Source organism: Tellurirhabdus rosea, assembly GCF_026278345.1.
GTDB lineage: Bacteria > Bacteroidota > Bacteroidia > Cytophagales > Spirosomataceae > Tellurirhabdus > Tellurirhabdus rosea.
The window spans coordinates 4,752,522-4,769,951 of record NZ_CP111085.1 but is presented as its reverse complement, the minus strand read 5'-3'; the positions used below and the strand labels follow the sequence as shown (position 1 = coordinate 4,769,951).

The window sequence follows — 17,430 nt, the reverse complement described above, 5'->3', positions numbered from 1 at the left end:
GCTTCGCTAGGTACCTAAGTTTTGGCGAAGCCTGACTCTTAATTCTTAACTCTTAACTCATAATTAACTTTATGTTCTCCTCCGACCCCGTCCTCTCCCTCCACAACGCTGATATTTTTCAGGGCACCAAGATTGTTCTCGCCGACGTGTCGTTCGACGTTGATAAAGGGGATTTTGTCTTTCTGATTGGCCGGACCGGCAGCGGCAAAAGTTCGCTGCTGAAAACACTTTACGCCGACCTCTGGCTTCAGGCCGGCAAAGGCATGGTTGCGGGGTATTCGCTCGAAAAACTGAAGCCGACGGATGTGCCGTACCTGCGCCGCAAAATTGGCATTGTCTTCCAGGACTTTCAGTTGTTCATGGACCGGAACGTGGAAGACAACCTTCTGTTTGTGCTGAAAGCGACCGGCTGGACCGACAAAACCAAGATGCGCAACCGCATTTCGGAAGTGCTCATGCAGGTGGGACTCAGTTCGGCGCACCGAAAAATGCCGCACCAGATGTCGGGCGGCGAGCAGCAGCGGGTCGTGGTCGCCCGGGCCATGCTCAACGAACCGATGATCCTTATCGCCGACGAACCGACCGGAAACCTGGACCCCGTCGTAGGTGAACAGATCATGCAGGTTTTCCAGACCATCAACAATTCCGGCACCGCCGTCCTGATGGCCACCCACAACTACGACTTCCTAAAAAAATACCCCGCCCGGATTTTGCGGTGCGAGGAAGGGAGGGTGGAAGAAGTTAAAAATTAAGAGTTAAGAGTTATGAGTTATGAGTTAAAAGTAGAGGCTCCGCCGGTTGAGGTTTTGACCCGGCGGAGCCTCTACTTTTAACTCATAACCCTAACTCTTAACTATTTACTGGTCAGGTACGCGAAGGGGATGATGACTTCTTCGAGTGAGACGCCGCCGTGCTGGAACGTGTCGCGGTAGTAGTTGACGTAGTAATTATAGTTGTTCGGGTACGCGAAGAAATAATCCTCCAGCGTGAAGACGTAGGCCGTCGAAACGTTGATGCGGGGCAGGAAGAAGCGCTCGGGCTTGCGGCAGACAAAAAGGTGATTTTCGTCGAAGCCCAGGTTCTTGCCTTGTTTGTAGCGCAGGTTCGTGTTCGTTTCGCGATAGCCGACGATCTTGGCCGGTTTCTGCACCCGGATCATGCCGTGGTCGGTCGTGATGATAAGCCGTCCGCCTTTTTCGGCAATCTTCCGCACCAGCTCCAGCAAGGGCGAATGCAGGAACCACGACCGCGTGATGGAGCGGTAGGCCCGCTCGTCGGGGGCCAGCTCCTTGATCATCGCCATGTCCGTGCGGGCGTGCGAGAGCATGTCCACGAAGTTGTACACGATGACGTTCAGCCCGTTCTGCATCAGATTGCTGAAGTTATCGACCAGCGATTTGCCCTGGTTTGTGTTCAGAATCTTGTGGTACGAGAACTTCGTGTTCAGGCGCGCCTGTTCGATCTGCCGTTTCAGAAACTGGTCTTCGTTGTTGTTGAGTCCCTCCTCGTCGTTTTCATCGTTTACCCACAGGTCCGGGTGCCGCTTTTCCATTTCGCTGGGCAGCATACCCGAGAAGATGGCGTTTCGGGCAAAAGCCGTCGTAGTAGGCAGGATCGAGTAGTAGGGCGATTCTTCTTCGACCGTGAAGAAGTCTGTCAGCAGCGGCTCGATGATCTTCCACTGGTCGTACCGCAGGTTGTCGACCAGGATAAAAAACAGCGGGGCGGCATTCTGCTCCACGAGCGGGAACACTTTTTTCCGCATGAGCTGGTGTGACATCAGGGGCTTGTCGGCCTTGGGATCGTTGAGCCAGTCCTCGTAATTGTCCATCACGAACTTGCAGAAGGTGGCGTTGGCCTCGCTTTTCTGCATGCCGAACACCTCGGCCATGCTGCGGTCCTGCGCGCCGTCGAGTTCGAGTTCCCAGAAAATCAGCTTCTTGTAAATGTCGGCCCACTCCTCATGCCCGATGCGGTCGTTGTACTGCATGGCGAGGTTCCGGAAATCCTGCTGGTAGCCGATGTTGGTCCGTTCGGTGACCAGCCGCTTGTTATCGAGAATCTTTTTGACCGAAAGAAGAATCTGGTTTGGATTCAGCGGCTTGATGAGGTAGTCGGCGATTTTGGAACCAATGGCTTCTTCCATGATGTGTTCCTCTTCGCTTTTGGTAATCATCACCACCGGCAGGGTCGGACGGACCAGCTTGATCTGCTGCAGGGTTTCCAGTCCGGTCATGCCGGGCATCATCTCGTCCAGAAAAACCAGATCGAACTTTTCCTGCTCCACTTTTTCCAGCGCGTCGGCCCCGCTATTGACCGGAGTGACCTGGTATCCTTTGTTCTTAAGAAACAGAATATGCGGTTTCAGCAAATCAATTTCGTCGTCGGCCCAAAGTATCGAATAATTCTGCATAAGGTAATTGCCTAATTTTTATGGGGTTGCAAAACCCGCGGATAGGATATGATTTTAACTCCGAACGTTCAAAACTGTTCAGGCGGTTCGGCCGACGCTCCGTTTAAGTTTTTTTAACAGAATGGTTCAGACCAGAAAACGGGCCGCGACGCGCCGTAAATCGTCGGGCGTGTCGATGCCGTGGCTGTCAAATTCCGTCACAACGGCCCGGATGCGATACCCGTTTTCCAGCCAGCGGAGCTGTTCCAGCGCCTCGGCTTTTTCCAGCGACGAAGGCGGCAGCTGCGTGATTTCGGCCAGCACGTCGGCCCGGTAGGCATAAATGCCGATGTGTTTGTAATAGGTGTGATTCGCCAGCCAGTCCTCGGGAGGTGCATCCCGCTGAAACGGAATGGTCTGCCGGCTGAAATACAAAGCCTCGCCCCGGGCGTTCAGCACGACCTTCGGCGTACTGGTATTCACCAGCGTTTCGGCATCCTCCACCCTTTTCACCAGCGTCGCCAGTTCCGTCGTGCCGTCGAGCACCGACGCCAGCCGTTCGATCTGCTGCGGCTGGATAAACGGCTCGTCGCCCTGGATATTCATTACGTAATCAAACGATTCCCCGAGGGTTTGCAGCGCCTCAAAACAGCGGTCGGTGCCGCTCTGGTGGTGGGTGCCTGTCAGGACGACCTCCCCGCCAAAAGCCCGGACGTGGTCAAAAATTTCGGGATGGTCGGTAGCTACTACCACGCGGCTGAGCCCGTCCGCTTTCCGGGCCTGCTCCACCACCCGCTGAATCATCGTTTTACCACCAATATCGGCCAGTGCCTTCGCCGGGAACCGCGTCGAAGCATGCCGGGCCGGAATTATTCCCAATAGTTTCACGGATAACTTTATTTTTGGCGCAAGGTACACATTGGAATGATTGAATGTTGAATGACAGAATGATTGATTAAGGGCGCCGCTGCCCCTGATTCGCGCATTCAACAATCAATCATTCCATCATTCAACATTCGACCTATGCTTCCCATCGCCTTCTCCCACTCCTTCCCCGCCCCTGTCTGGCGGTTGTTGTTCGAACAGGTTTCCGGCGCGCCCGGTCGGGTGCTGGTGGAATGGCGCGACGGCGAGGCGCGACGGCTGGGCATCTCGGCCATGTCGCTGCCCGAAGGACAAATCCTGTCTTCTGAAACGGCCGAATTGCCCTGGTCATCGTCGGTGATGGGCGTCTGGAACGGGCTGGCGCTGTACCACCGGCTGGGCAACGAACGCCTGCCGGTGCCTACAGCGCTGGGTTGTTTTGACCCCGACATGGGCCACACGCGCTGGGAATGGCCCAACCACCTCCTGCTGTCCTGCGACGGCATTCAGGTAGAAGCCCGGCCAACGGCCCCGTCGGAAAGCGGCCATCCGTCGGTCTTTTTTGACCTCCAAAGCGGTCGGCCGCAGACCGGCTCCGCCCCACTCCTTCCGGGACCGGACGACCGGCTGAAATACCCCGTCCTTTATCACCGCAACAGCCAATATTGGCCCGTAGTTGACCGTTTTGTAAAAAAAGTAACCGGCCAGACGCCTTTTGAGCGGCTGCATTACGCAGAAGTTGGCGACAAGATTCTTTTTTCGTATTATGTTTACACCGAAAATAGCCCAACAGAAGCGTTTTTGCTGGTTTCCGACCGACAGGCGCGCATCCGGCTGCATCAGCCGTTAGCGGTCAATGCCGCCGGTACCGGCACCGACGCAACGGCCTTCTGTCTGTGGCAAAATCAGCTTCTTGTACTTACGGAACCTACCCAACTGACTGGTTTTTTTATTGATGAATAGCACCATGAAACGACTCCTGCTGGTGTTGATTGGCGCAACGGCCCTTACGACGGCCGGCGCCACCCCGTCCCCGTCCCCTGTTGATTCGATCGGCGTCGAAAAAAAAGACGGAAAGCTTTATGTCCTCCACCGCGTCGGCGAAGGGCAGACACTTTACTCGCTGGTTCGGCGCTACAAAACGTCGGTGCAGGCGATCCGCGACGCCAACCCGGGCCTGACCGATAACGTCCGCTACGACCAGCTCGTCCGTGTCCCGGTGACCAGCATTGCCCGCCGGGATGAAAAGGCGATTGAAAAAGCCCTTAAAAAAGAAGAAAAAGCCATCCAGAAGGAAAATCGCGAAGTCGCGAAAGCCGACAAACGCGAGGAAAAAGCCATTCAGAAAGATGTACGCCGGACGGAAGTGGCGAGCGACCTGAAAGAAAAACAGGCCGACCGGATCGAGAAACGGGAAAAAACCGCGGACCGTCGGCCGGAGAATCCCAACGGCGGCATTCATCAGGTAGAGTCCGGTCAGACGCTGTACAGCCTCGCCAACCGCTACGGCGTTTCGATGGACGAACTGCGCCGCTGGAACAACCTGTCCGCCGACAGGGTGGTGGCCGGTCAGCCGCTCATTGTCAGCGAAAAAGCCTGGCGCGAACGGACGCCTTCGGTCAAAAATACCGTTGCCAAAACGACAACGGCCCCGGCCAAACCCGAATCGACGCAGGTAACGCCCCCGCGGGTCGTCCGCCCCGACGTGTCCAAACCCGCTTCCGAGAAGTCGGAGGCCGCCCGAACCCGCCCCGCCGAAGAAGTAGCCTCGGCCGACAAACCCCGCACCGAAGCCCCCCGTCCGGAAAGCGGGCGGACGGGTGAACCGGAAGCCTCCGCCTCGGCCGAACCGCGCGTTATCCGGCCGGGCGACACCAATCCGCTGCCCAACGCCGGAACCAACGCCCGTCGCATCTCGGAAATCGGCATTGCCGAACTGATCGACCAGAGCGACAACACCAACAAGTACCTCGCCCTGCACCGCACGGCTCCCATCGGGACGCTGGTGCTGGTCCGCAACGCCATGAACAACCAGTCGATCTGGGTCAAAGTAATTGGTCGCCTGCCGGATACGAGCATCAACGACCGCGTCGTCATAAAAATCTCCGCCCGTGCTTTTGAGAAACTTTCCCCCGCCGACCGGCGTTTTCGGGCAGAGGTGAGTTATCTACTACAATGACTGAATGATTGAATGTTGAATGATTGAATAGCTTCGCAGTGCTAAAATTTGCGAAGCTATTCAATCATTCAACATTCAATCATTCAAAATTCAATTCTATGGAAACCAAGGAGGAACGGATTGCGCGGCGGCGGAAGGAGCGCGAGGACAAGATGAAAGCCACGACCGGGTATAAGGTGTATGCGGCGGTGTTTACCGTCATGTACCCCTTTATTGCCGTCTTCACGGCCCTGTTTGCCGTTTTAGTTTCGGTGACCTCCCGCATTTCAAACGCCATTGTGTGGGTGCTGAGCGGCGGAAAAAGCCGGTAACGTTCAGCGGATTCCGCTCTGAAATGATCCGCCGAAGGACTGGCGCCTTACTTCACGCGTCGATTTATTGTAGTTGTACAGCATCGCGCTGAACGACCCGGCGAGCTTCCCTTTTTTACCGGTTTCTTTGGTTATGGTGACGTTGCCGCTGGCGAATACCATTTCGCTGGCCGGATCCTGGTAGACATGGCTGTAAACCTTTCCCTGCCGGCCGGTTTCCTTCCCGTCGATGAGCACCGGCGAATAGAGTGACGGCTCCATTTCGTAGGTGCCCGGACCTTTGTAGTTGCTGACGCGGAACGTCGACATGGCCGCATAACCACTTTCGGCGGGTTCGGCCTCCGTCAGGGTTACGTACAGGTCGTTGCCGTTGAGGTCCGCCGTGACTTTGGCATTTTCGAAAACCCGTCCGGCTGCGGTCAGGCGGTTTACGGCGGAAATCTGGAAGTTGGCCACCAGCATAATCCGGCTGCGGCCGCCCGTCTTCAGATCCACACTGATCGCGACCGGATTGACTTTCGGAACGTTTTCCGGAGCCACAAACAGCGCCCGCTGGCCCCGGTCATGGATGCCGAGTAGCCCCCACGCCCGGTTGGCTCCTACCGGCTCGGCGCCGTTCAGCCGCCAGTTTTTCAGGTTTTCGTGGCCCACGGGCTCAAACGCTTTCAGCGGAGCGAGCAGCGTCCCCCGCGTGGCCGCTTCTTCGGCATCACTGTGGTTCGGCTGAAACATCACCGCCATTTCCACCTCTTCGTTCGGGTACAACGTGCTGGTGTGGTATTGCAGGTAATAATTCTGGTAAAACGCCACCGGATGCTTCAGGTCGAAGGCCGGACGCGAGGCGGTCAGGCGCTGCCCGGCTTCGTCGGCCGTCAGGTTGGTTTTGCCGATCCACGTTCCGTCGGACTGCTGGTACGCCATTCCGACCACGGACGAGCCGGTGCCGTTCAGCCCGTCGGCGCCGTACTGCCAGCTGATTGTCACGGGTTTGTCGAGGGCGATGTCCTTCGGAAACACCTCCAGGGCCGGGCCGATGCCGCCGGGTGCTTTGTTTTCCACCAATTGCACTTTGACCGGGGTGGTGCTGCGGAGCGCCCCCGCCGGGAACGTCAGCGTAAGGGCCTGACCGGCGGCGGGAACAGTGATGCTGCCGCCCGCCGGACCAACGGACTGCTGTACGGCGGCTCCGAGGGGCTTTCCGGCTTCGGTGGTCTGGGCCGGATTATCACCGACCGGCTTCTCGGATGGACGGGATGGGTCTACGGTCGGACTGGGCTGGCAGGCCAGTAGGGTAGCCAGAAAGGCCCAGCCCGCGAGTTTTTTGGGGAAGCGGTTCATGCGTGGATGTTTACTGTTCGGGTTGCTCAAAAGTAGCCCTGCCCGCCACGGTCCGAAACCCTATGCGACCCCAACTGTTATTCCCAATGCGTAAATTGCGGCAAGCGGGCGTTGAACTGCGACACAGGCTCCGCGGTCTGTCGGCCAACCCCTATTTCGGATCAATAGAAGTGACACGGTTTTGAACAACATTGACGAGTTGCAGGAATTTCTGGACGCCAAAGTGGCCCAGTACAATCGTCCGGCATTTATTGAAAAAGACCCCATCAGCATTCCGCACCGGTTTACGCGTCGGCAGGACATCGAAATCATGGGTTTCTGGGCCGCCGTTCTGGCCTGGGGCCAGCGGCCGGTCATTCTGAAAAAGGCCGGCGAACTGATTCAGCTCATGGACGAAGCGCCGTACGATTTTGTCCGGAACCATGAGGAAAGCGATCTGAAGCGGTTTCTGGCTTTCAAACACCGGACCTTCAACGCCACGGACGCGCTTTATTTTCTCCATTTTTTCCGACAGTATTACCAGCAGCACGATTCGCTGGAAGACGCTTTTGACCCCGCATCCACGGACTTCAGCCCGTTGTCCGGAGCGGCGCACGGGCAAAAGCCCGTGGGTACCGTGGGGCAGTCTCTCATAGCGTTCCACGACCGCTTCTGCTGTGACCCCTTTTTCCCCGCCCGCACCCGCAAGCACATCGCCACGCCCGCCCGCAACTCGTCCTGCAAACGGCTGCTGATGTTTCTGCGGTGGATGGTCCGCCGCGACAACTGCGGCGTGGATTTTGGCCTCTGGACCCGTTTGTCGCCCGCCGACCTGGTGATGCCGATTGACGTGCATGTCGGCCGGGTAGCCCGTACGCTCGGCCTGCTCTCCCGCGAGCAAACCGACTGGCAGGCGGCCCTGGCACTTACGGACGCGCTCCGGCCCTTCGATCCGACCGATCCGGTGAAGTATGATTTTGCCTTGTTTGGGTTGGGAGTGGAGGGAGAACTGTAATCTTTGTTGACGACATTTATTTTTTTGTAATTTTTGCCCCATGCCTTTCCACCTATCCCATTCCACCTTTGGTTCCTACACGGAGCTTATCCTCGAAAACGCCGCCACCGGCGAATTTTTCAGCGTCATTCCCGCCCACGGGGCGATGGTCCGGCAACTGGTCCTCAACAAGGCCGACCGGGCCGTTTCGCTGCTGCACACCCCGGCTTCGCCCGAGGCGCTGCTGGCCGACGAAACCTACGCCTCGGCCCTGCTCTTTCCGTTCCCGAGCCGGATTCCCCAAGGCCGTTATACGTTTGACGATATGACGCATCACCTGCCGCTAAACGAAGAAAAGCAGCTTAATGCCATCCACGGCTTTGTGGCCGGGCAGCCCTTTGAGGTCTTCGGGCAGGAAATCACCGAGGAGCAGGCGGCCCTCACCTTCCGGTATGTTCACGACGGAAGCTACGTCGGCTACCCGTTTCCGTTCGACTTTCGGGTGACGTACGCGCTGGCGGCCGATGGGGTGTTTTCGGTTCAGTACGAGGTGCAGAATACCGGCCACCTCGCCTGTCCGGCGGCCTTCGGGTGGCATCCGTATTTTACGCTGAACGCCGAACCTGTAGACGAACTGACCGTAACGCTGCCCATTGCCAAACAGATTCTTCTGAACAGCAACCTGCTGCCGGTCGGGGAAGAACCCGTGCCGCATCCGGTCACGCTCCCGCTCCGCGACCGCGAACTGGACGCCGCTTTTGTGGTCATCGACGACCCGGATGCCGGAGCGACGACGGTCGTACAGGCGCCCGGAAAAGGCCTTTCGCTCTGCATCTGGCAGGAAACCGGCCCGGAGAAGTTTCCGTATCTCGTGGTTTTCACGCATCCCGCCCGCGACCGGGTCGCCATCGAACCGCTGACCTCCAACGTCAATGCGTTCAATAACCGCCAGGGCCTGCTGGTGCTCGAACCAAACGGAACCGCCAGCGGGGAGATACGGGTTTGGCTTAGTTAGGAATTAAAAATTAAGAATAGGGCTCCGCTTAATCAGGCATTCTGGCCAGGCGGAGCCTTATTCTTAATTCTTAATTTTTAATTCATAATTCAAACCTGATCCCTTGTGCCAGCGGCAGGGCGGTGCCGTAGTTGATGGTGTTGGTCTGGCGGCGCATGTAGGATTTCCAGGCGTCGGAGCCGGATTCGCGGCCGCCGCCGGTTTCCTTTTCGCCGCCGAACGCGCCGCCGATTTCGGCCCCCGACGTACCGATGTTGACGTTGGCGATGCCGCAGTCGGAACCGGCAGCCGACAGAAACTGCTCGGCTTCCCGCAGGTTGAGCGTGAAAACGGCGGAGGACAGGCCCTGCGGAACGCCGTTCTGCAACGCAATCGCCTCGTCAAACGTGCTGTAGCTGAGCAGGTACAAAATCGGCGCGAACGTCTCGTGCTGCACGATTTCCGTCTGGGCGGGCATTTCGGCAATGGCCGGACGCACGTAGCAGCCGGATTCAAAACCGGGGCCTTCCAGCACTTCGCCATCGACGAGCATCCGGCCGCCCTGTTCCTTTACCTGAAAAATGGCCTGCCGGTACGCCGCCACCGCCCCGTCGTCGATCAGCGGACCGACGTGATTTTTTTCCTCCAGCGGATTGCCGATGCGCAACTGTCCGTAGGCTTTTACCAGACGCTGCCGCACGTCGTCGTAGACGGATTCGTGCACAATGAGGCGGCGGGTAGACGTGCAGCGCTGCCCGGCCGTCCCGACGGCCCCGAACACTATGGCCGGGATGGCCACGTTCAGGTCGGCATGGGGCGTCACGATGATGGCGTTGTTGCCGCCCAGTTCGAGCAGGTAACGGCCCATCCGGCTGGCGACGGTTCCGGCCACGGCCTTGCCCATTCGGGTCGAGCCGGTCGCCGAGACCAGGGCCACCCGTTCGTCATTTGCCAGCCATTCCCCCGCTTCCCGGCCGCCCGTAATCAGGCACGAAACCCCTTCCGGCACGTCGTTCTGCTCCAGCACTTCCTTAATGATCTGCTGGCAGGCCAGGGCCGTCAGCGGCGTTTTCTCCGACGGTTTCCAGATGCAGACGTCGCCGCAGACCCAGGCGATCATGGCATTCCAGGACCACACTGCCACCGGGAAGTTGAACGCGGTGATGATGCCCACCAGCCCCAGCGGGTGCCACTGCTCGTACATCCGGTGCGCCGGCCGCTCGCTATGCATCGTCAGGCCGTAGAGCTGCCGCGACAAACCGACGGCAAAATCACAGATATCGATCATTTCCTGGACTTCGCCCAGCCCTTCCTGCAGCGATTTGCCCATCTCGTAGCTAACGAGCGTGCCCAGTTCTTTTTTATACTGCCGGAGCTGCTCCCCCATTTGCCGGACAATCTCGCCCCGCTTCGGGGCTGGCACGGTCCGCCAGTGCAGAAATGCCTCCTGCGCGGTCTGAATCACTTTTTCATAGTCTTCGGCGGTCGTGGGGTGAACCTGTGCCAGGAGTTTTCCATCAACGGGGGAATACGTATCCAGGAGAGCATCGGTCGAATGCCAGAACGCCAGACCCGTACTTGTCCCCGACATTACGGGTTGGGTTTTCAGTTTCTGAAGGAATTGTTGCATAGCTGAAGTGTGTAATTTTTTATGCGATGCGGCGAATATACATTTCCCAAGCAGCCCCGGCAACTTCGGCCCGTCGGCGGCCCGTCTAAAAATTATTCCCGGTTTTTTTTCTCTCCTGCCCTCTTTTCGAACGGCGCTTCAAATTAACAGTTGACAAGTCCTTCATTTTTCCTACTTTCAGTCTGACAACGCTGTCTGAGTTACTCACCGTTATGAAAATGATTATGCGTACAAGCTTTCAAAAAAAGTCAAAAAAACCACCTTAAACCTGCCAAAAACTAAGTTTATCTCAAAAATTCAGTTTTTTACCCCGCCTGACCCAACGGCATATCCTAGCATTATTTTTGTCTGATAATTAAGGAAAACCAACTAATCAATCCGGCAGATACTCAACCTGCCATTAACCCGAAAAGGCTACTCAAACTGTTATGAAACGATTATCGTACGCCTCTCTTTTTGCGGTCGGCCTGCTGTACGCGGCCTGCCAGAATCCCATGGACAAGGTTGACCTGGGTTTCAAAACCGAGCTTCAGCCGGCGGTTGAACTTCAGTTTACGCCGCAGGGTGGCTCCGTTCCGGCAGACATGCAGGTACAGTTGACCGGACCCGATGCCGACAAGGTGGTGAACACCCTGAACACCAAAAATTTCCGGATCGACGACGCGGGCGTGCTGAAACTCTCGGTCCCGTCGAAGCTGACGCTTTCGGCCTCGCAGCCCCTGCGCTTCACGGTCGTCGCCAAAGCGGCTGGTTATCTGGATGTCGTTCAGCCGCTGGAGGTGACCAGCCAGAGCACCCGGACGGTGGCCGTCCCGCTGCTGAGCGAACGGTCGGCTCAGCCCATCGCCACGGCCGCGGCCCAGAGCAGCGCCGGGACGCTCAGCCAGTCGCTCGAAGTAAAAACGCCGGAACAGCAGGGCATTCAGTCCAGCGCCACGCTGACGGCCGGAACCAAACTCGTTGACAAACAGGGCGAAGCGCTGGAAGGCGAATTGACCTTTACGATGAACAGCCTCCTCGACGATCCCCAGACGGGCGACGTGGAACTGCCCGAAGGCGGCATTCTGGACCCCAACGCCCGGGTTGCTGCCGACAAGGATAAAATGAAGCTGACGAATGTGGTGGCCGTGGCCAACCTGTCGGCGTACGACAAAAAATACCGGCTGGCGTTCGAAGCCTCCCAGTCGGTGAAACTTTCGATGGCGGTTCGTCCGAAGGCAATGAATCTGGAGGCCAACCGCGCGATTCAGGTGGGTGACCGGGTGCCGATGTACCGCTACGACCGCGCGTCGGGCAAATGGTCGGAAGAGAAGCCGGGCGTTGTGCAGAAAGCCAAATCGGGCAACCGTCTGGAACTGGTGGCGGAAGTGTTCAAATTCGGCTTCTACGTCGCGGGCTTCCAGTCGAAAACCTGCAAGGAAGAGGCCGTTTTCAAGATAAAAAGCAATTTTAAGGATTACGACAAGAAATTTCTGTGCCGCCTTTCGTACGTCGGCAAAAACGGCAAAGACTCGGCCGTGGCCGCGGTACTGTACCAGACGCTGAACAACGACGAGGAACTGCGCGTGAAGGACCTGCTGATCAACACGTCGGTTCGGATGAAGGTCTACGAAAACCCGCTGGACGAGAAATCGGCCGTGGAGTCTGAGGTGATCAGCGCCTGCGGCGGTAAGCCCGGCACCGTGGACGTTCGTTCGTTCAAAAGAAACGGCGATCTGATGGCCTTCGTTGTCGAATTCCCGTGCAGCAACGTGAACGACAAAAAACTTCCGGAGTCCGTGACGGCCCAGTACCGCGAAGTTGGCACAAAGGAGTGGAAAAACCTGGTGACGCTGTACCGCAAAGACATCAACGGCGGCCGCATGAAAGGCATCTCGTACCTCCTTTCCAAAAACCAGCGCTACGATTTCCGCGTGAAACTGCTGACCTACACCTTCGAACAGCCGGACTACCTGCTCGACAAGGAACTCTACATCATCAAAATCAACACGCAGGAGTTCTGTAAGTAAAATGACCGAATGCCTGAATGGCTGAATGACTGAATGGCTGAATGGCTGAATGACTGATTTGCTCTGCCGGTTTTGAATCTGCGGAGCAAATCAGTCATTCAGTCATTCAGTCATTTAATTTTAGCACAGTTTTTGTCTGGTAATACCCGGTTACACGCCACCATTCCGCGTGACCCACCAGAACTTAACAGAAAAACTTATGCGTAAAACATTACTTGCCGCCCTGCTGGTCTGTGGCAACCTGGGTCTGCTGACGGCCGCCCGGGCGCAGGAACGCAACCCGGCCCCACGGCACGGCGTCAGTATTCAATTCGGGACGACGGGTGCGGGCCTGCAGGTGTCGCGGCAGTTATCGCCCCGGCTGACGGCCCGGGTCGGAGTCAGTTATTTTGCTTACCGGAAAATGATTGAAGTTGAGACCGGCGAGGAAGGCGGCAAGCTCAACATTACGCCCGACGCCGTGATCGGCATTGGCCAGGCTACCGTGAAATGGCACCCGTTTTTCAGCAAAAAGAAAGGCATGGCCCGTTCTTTCTTCCTGACCGGTGGCGCGGGCTACACCTGGCATCCGGACTTTGGCGTCACGCTGCAGTCCACCGAAAACATCAAATTCGGCGGGCTTGAAATGTCGCCGGAGAATGTCGGCACCATTAAAGCCGGGCTGCGTTACAGCAACCTGATGGGCTATGCCGGGCTCGGTTTTGGCCGGTCGATTCCGCGCCACCGGGTGGGTTTTGGCGTCGAACTGGGCTGCTATTACCTCAGCTCGCCCAAAGTGAAACTGGCCTACGACGGCTTTCTGGAAGCAACCACGCTGGACGAGCAGATTCCGACGGTGGAACGCAACATGAAAGATTACCGCTATCTGCCTTCGCTTCAGTTTCATCTTTCCATCGCCCTCGGCAACCGCAATTAAAAGACGCCTCTTTTCATGAAAAAATATATCCCCTATTTGTTTGCGGGCCTGGCGGTGCTGTCGGATGCCTGTCAGAACCCGGTTCAGGATGTCGAACTGAAGTTTAAGGACCCCATGCCCGTTTCGGTCGAAATGCGTTTCCGGACAGCCACGGGTGAACTGCCGAAGGACTTTTCGGTGAAAGTGGTGGGTCCCGACGCCGCCCGCGTGGTGTCTCCGCTCAACACGGCACGTTACCGGGTTCTGGAAGACGGTACGCTTTTCCTGTCGGTTTCCCCGGCGGCGGCTCCTTCGGCCACCAGTCCGCTGCGGTTCTCGGTCGTGGCTACGGCCAGCGGCTACGCCGACGTGGTCCAGCCCGTCGAACTGAACAGCCTGCTCACGCGCCGTTTTGCTCTGGACGTTCTCCGGAAAGGCTCAGCCACCGCCCCGATTGAAACAAAAGCCGTCAGCGATGCCAGCGGCACGATGCAGGCTCCCGTGACCATCAGCGCCCCGTCGTCCGACGGTGCCACGGCCACCCTCCTCAGCATTGCGCAGGGAACGCAGGTGAAAGACGGCTCCGGACAAGCTGTGGACGGACCGCTGAACATTCAGGTACAGCCGGTTACAACCAGCTCCGTCACGGCCGCGGCCGCCGAACTGCCCGGCAACGGCATCCTGGCGCAGCCCGGCGCCAACGCACCGAGCCAGCAGATCAAGGCGGTGGCCGGTGCCGTGAAGATTGAGATTTTCAACGAGGATTATCAGACGGTCAAAACGTTTTCGAAGCCTGTGCGGCTGGTGTTTGCCCTCGAATCCCACACGATGAACCCGGTGACAAAGCGCCTGATTCAGCCCGGCGACGTCATTCCGCTGTTCAGCTACGACATAGCCACCCAGCGCTGGCAGCAGGAACCCGCCGGTCAGGTGGAGCGCAACGCGCAGGGGTCGCTGGAGTACGTGACCAGCGTGTCCCACCTGTCGTACTGGATGGCCGCGTTTACCGAGTCGGTCTGCGATGCGGGACCGATTTTCCGGGTGAGCAGCCCGATTCCGTCCGGCAACCTGCTGTATCGCTGCCAGGTGATTGATGCCGCGACGGGCCAGCCCCTCAGCAATGCGGCCGGCTCGAATGAGTTCCGGAGCACCATCAACGACGGGCAATTTGTTTCGCTCGCCAATCTGCCCTCGGGAAGCCGCGTCCGGCTGCGGGTGTACGACAACGAAAGCAGCACCGTGGTAACTTCGGGAGCCGTGGAAGCCTGTTCGAACGAGACAATCGCCCTCGACCTGTCGTCGTTCAAACGTCCGGCGGTGCTGCCGGTGGCCGTCCGGATTGCCCTGCAGTTTCCCTGCGCGCAGTTGAACGAAGCCAAGTTGCCCACCAAAACGATTTACGCCCAGTACCGCGAAACGGGGACGAAGGAGTGGAAGAACCTGCCGGTTCTGAAGTACGAAGCCGGAAAAACCTCGTTCAGCATCGAAACCTACGAGCTGGCCGTCGGCAAGACCTACGATTTCCGCGCCGGTCCGGCCCAGGGCAGCTATCCGTTCGAACAGCCCGCCTACAAGCTGGCCAAAGCCGAATGGGTAATCGAGGTGGACACCGACGAGTATTGTCGTTGAATGATTGAATTTTGAATGATTGAATGACAGAATAACCGTTGCGGTGGTGGTAGGGCGGCTCCCGCCAAGCGACCCGCTCTTTCGCCCCGGCGGCTGACCCTTCCACCATTCAAAATTCAATCATTCAACATTCAACCATCCCCTCCTCGTTGCCACTTTGCTGGGAAGCTACTATGTTGCGGGAAATTGACTTCGTCGACCCATGAGAACCCAGCTCCTTGCTTTTTTGCTGCTGCTCCTGCTGTTACCGGCCTGCGCCCAGACGTCCTCCCAATCGGTGCGGGACCGTTACCAGAAATACGAATACCAGATTCCGATGCGTGACGGCACGAAGCTGTTCACGATTGTGTACGCCCCGAAAGACGCCTCCCCGACCAACCGCTACCCCTTTCTGATGCAGCGGACGTGTTACAGCGTCGCGCCGTACGGTCCCGACGCCTACGCCAACCGGCTTGGTCCTTCGCCGACGCTGGAGCGCGAGAAGTATATTTTTGTGTATCAGGATGTCCGCGGGCGCTACCTGAGCGAAGGCACCTGGACCAACATGACGCCCAACGTTCCCGACGTTGCCGCCCCCGTGGCTTCGCGGAAGGCTAAAAAGGCTTCCGGAAGCAGCGCTGCTGGGGCCACGCCGGACGAAAGCTCGGACACCTACGACACCATCGAATGGCTGCTGAAAAACGTGCCGAACCACAACGGCCGCGTCGGGCAGTGGGGCATCTCCTACCCTGGGTTTTACACCGTCGCCGGAGCCGTGGACGCCCATCCGGCCCTGAAAGCGTCTTCCCCGCAGGCGCCCGTTTCAGACTTTTTCTTCGACGATTTTCACCACAACGGGGCATTTATCCAGGCGTATCTGTTCACGTATCCCGTTTTCGGCATCCAGCATCCCAAGCCTACTACCGAACACTGGTGGGCATCGGCGATGATCAATACGGGGACCAAAGACGGTTTCCAGTGGCAGTATGACCTCGGCCCGCTGAAAAACGCCGATAAGTTTTACAAGGACAACTTCTTCTGGCAGGAAACCGTCAGCCACCCGAATTACGACGAGTTCTGGCAGAAACGGAGCATTCTGCCGCATCTGAAAAACATCAAACATGCCGTGATGACGGTCGGCGGCTGGTTCGATGCCGAAGACCTGTACGGCCCGCTGAACGTGTACAAAACCATCGAGAAGAACAATCCGGGTACGTACAACACGCTGGTCATGGGGCCGTTCGGCCACGGACGCTGGTCGCAGGAAACGGGCCATACGCTGCACAGCAACGTGTATTTCGGCGACAGCATCGCGACATTTTACCAGCGCAACATCGAAGCGAAGTTTTTTAACCATTTCCTGAAAGGTCCCGGCGACGGCAAAACGGGGCTGCCCGACGCCTACCTGTTCGATACCGGGAAAAAAGAATGGCGCACTTTTGACAAATGGCCCGTCGCCGAAGCACAGAAACAGACGTTTGCCCTCGCGGCCAACGGACAGCTCGCCAGCGGGCCGGGGAGCGGCAGCGCTTTTTCGGAGTTTGTCAGCGACCCGATGAAGCCCGTGCCGTACACCGAAGACATTCCGACCACGCTCGGCTTCACGCCGTTCAATTATATGTCCGAAGACCAGCGTTTTGCGGCCCGCCGCCCCGATGTGCTGGTGTTTCAGACCGAGCCGCTGACCGAAGACCTGACGCTGGGCGGCGAAATAATGGCCCGCCTGAAAGTGGCGACGACCGGCACCGATGCCGACTGGGTCGTAAAGCTCATCGACGTGTACCCGCCCGACGAGCCGAACCATGCCTACCTGCCCAACAAGAACATTACGCTGAGCAACTACCAGCAGATGGTGCGCTCGGAGGTGATGCGCGGCCGTTTCCGCAACTCGTTCGAGAAGCCTGAGCCGTTTGTGCCGGGGCAGAAAACGGACGTGACGTTCCGGTTGCAGGATGTGCTGCATACGTTCAAAAAAGGCCACCGGGTCATGATTCAGGTACAGAGCACGTGGTTCCCGCTCATCGACCGCAATCCGCAGAAGTACGTGGAGAACATCTTTAAGGCCGAAGCCGCCGATTTCCAGAAGGCGACGCACCGGGTGTTCGACGATTCGGTGGTGGAGGTGCAGGTACTGAAATAAAGCTTGTTTCTCGCAGATGTTCGTGGATTTCAGGCGCAAATGCCCGCGGATTTTTCTGCGAAAATCTGCGTCTGAAATCCGCGAACATCTGCGAGAA

General features: G+C 57.8%; 14 protein-coding genes. 10 read left to right on the top strand and 4 right to left on the bottom strand.

Features of this window, described 5'->3' with window-relative positions; translation table 11 throughout:
• Positions 1–71 precede the first annotated feature (71 nt).
• Positions 72–752 (top strand): cell division ATP-binding protein FtsE, encoded by a 681-nt coding sequence (locus tag ORG26_RS20170; protein WP_266365016.1) that lies wholly within the window; start codon positions 72–74, stop codon positions 750–752.
• Positions 753–853: 101 nt separating this feature from the next.
• On the opposite strand, the gene porX is transcribed toward ORG26_RS20170, so the two are convergent.
• Entirely contained in the window at positions 854–2,413 is a 1,560-nt protein-coding gene (gene porX / locus ORG26_RS20165; protein WP_266365014.1) for a T9SS response regulator signal transducer PorX, read from the bottom strand.
• Between the two features lie 126 nt (positions 2,414–2,539).
• Complete coding sequence (kdsB, locus tag ORG26_RS20160) at positions 2,540–3,280, bottom strand: 3-deoxy-manno-octulosonate cytidylyltransferase (protein WP_266365012.1); 741 nt, start codon at positions 3,278–3,280, stop codon at positions 2,540–2,542.
• Between the two features lie 135 nt (positions 3,281–3,415).
• Between kdsB and ORG26_RS20155 the strand changes: the two genes are divergently transcribed.
• The 3 genes from ORG26_RS20155 (at position 3,416) to ORG26_RS20145 (ending at position 5,746) form a co-directional block, all read left to right on the top strand.
• Positions 3,416–4,219 carry a hypothetical protein gene (locus ORG26_RS20155; RefSeq protein WP_266365010.1) on the top strand — a complete coding sequence of 268 codons (804 nt, stop codon included), beginning with the start codon at positions 3,416–3,418 and terminating at the stop codon, positions 4,217–4,219.
• A 4-nt stretch (positions 4,220–4,223) separates the two neighbouring features.
• Complete coding sequence (locus ORG26_RS20150) at positions 4,224–5,435, top strand: LysM peptidoglycan-binding domain-containing protein (protein WP_266365008.1); 1,212 nt, start codon at positions 4,224–4,226, stop codon at positions 5,433–5,435.
• A 98-nt stretch (positions 5,436–5,533) separates the two neighbouring features.
• Positions 5,534–5,746: a hypothetical protein gene (locus tag ORG26_RS20145; RefSeq protein WP_266365006.1), complete on the top strand. Its 213-nt coding sequence runs from the start codon at positions 5,534–5,536 to the stop codon at positions 5,744–5,746.
• A 3-nt stretch (positions 5,747–5,749) separates the two neighbouring features.
• On the opposite strand, the gene ORG26_RS20140 is transcribed toward ORG26_RS20145, so the two are convergent.
• Entirely contained in the window at positions 5,750–7,084 is a 1,335-nt protein-coding gene (locus tag ORG26_RS20140) for a hypothetical protein (RefSeq protein ID WP_266365004.1), read from the bottom strand.
• Positions 7,085–7,274: 190 nt separating this feature from the next.
• Here ORG26_RS20140 and ORG26_RS20135 point away from each other — a divergent pair, with 190 nt between their 5' ends.
• Together ORG26_RS20135 and ORG26_RS20130 are read left to right on the top strand one after the other, a co-directional pair.
• Positions 7,275–8,078 carry a TIGR02757 family protein gene (locus ORG26_RS20135; protein WP_407704831.1) on the top strand — a complete coding sequence of 268 codons (804 nt, stop codon included), beginning with the start codon at positions 7,275–7,277 and terminating at the stop codon, positions 8,076–8,078.
• Positions 8,079–8,118: 40 nt separating this feature from the next.
• Positions 8,119–9,072, top strand: coding sequence for an aldose 1-epimerase (locus tag ORG26_RS20130; protein WP_266365000.1), 954 nt, complete (start codon positions 8,119–8,121; stop codon positions 9,070–9,072).
• Positions 9,073–9,154: 82 nt separating this feature from the next.
• Here the strand turns inward: ORG26_RS20130 and amaB are convergent, their stop codons facing one another.
• Positions 9,155–10,681 carry an L-piperidine-6-carboxylate dehydrogenase gene (gene amaB / locus ORG26_RS20125; protein WP_266364998.1) on the bottom strand — a complete coding sequence of 509 codons (1,527 nt, stop codon included), beginning with the start codon at positions 10,679–10,681 and terminating at the stop codon, positions 9,155–9,157.
• Between the two features lie 428 nt (positions 10,682–11,109).
• Here amaB and ORG26_RS20120 point away from each other — a divergent pair, with 428 nt between their 5' ends.
• The 4 genes from ORG26_RS20120 (at position 11,110) to ORG26_RS20105 (ending at position 17,333) form a co-directional block, all read left to right on the top strand.
• Positions 11,110–12,690, top strand: a complete 1,581-nt coding sequence (locus ORG26_RS20120) for a hypothetical protein (RefSeq protein ID WP_266364996.1) — start codon at positions 11,110–11,112, stop codon at positions 12,688–12,690.
• A gap of 199 nt (positions 12,691–12,889) precedes the next feature.
• Positions 12,890–13,606 carry a hypothetical protein gene (locus ORG26_RS20115; protein ID WP_266364994.1) on the top strand — a complete coding sequence of 239 codons (717 nt, stop codon included), beginning with the start codon at positions 12,890–12,892 and terminating at the stop codon, positions 13,604–13,606.
• Between the two features lie 15 nt (positions 13,607–13,621).
• Entirely contained in the window at positions 13,622–15,214 is a 1,593-nt protein-coding gene (locus tag ORG26_RS20110) for a hypothetical protein (RefSeq protein ID WP_266364992.1), read from the top strand.
• Between the two features lie 202 nt (positions 15,215–15,416).
• Positions 15,417–17,333 (top strand): CocE/NonD family hydrolase, encoded by a 1,917-nt coding sequence (locus ORG26_RS20105; RefSeq protein WP_266364990.1) that lies wholly within the window; start codon positions 15,417–15,419, stop codon positions 17,331–17,333.
• Positions 17,334–17,430 lie beyond the last annotated feature (97 nt).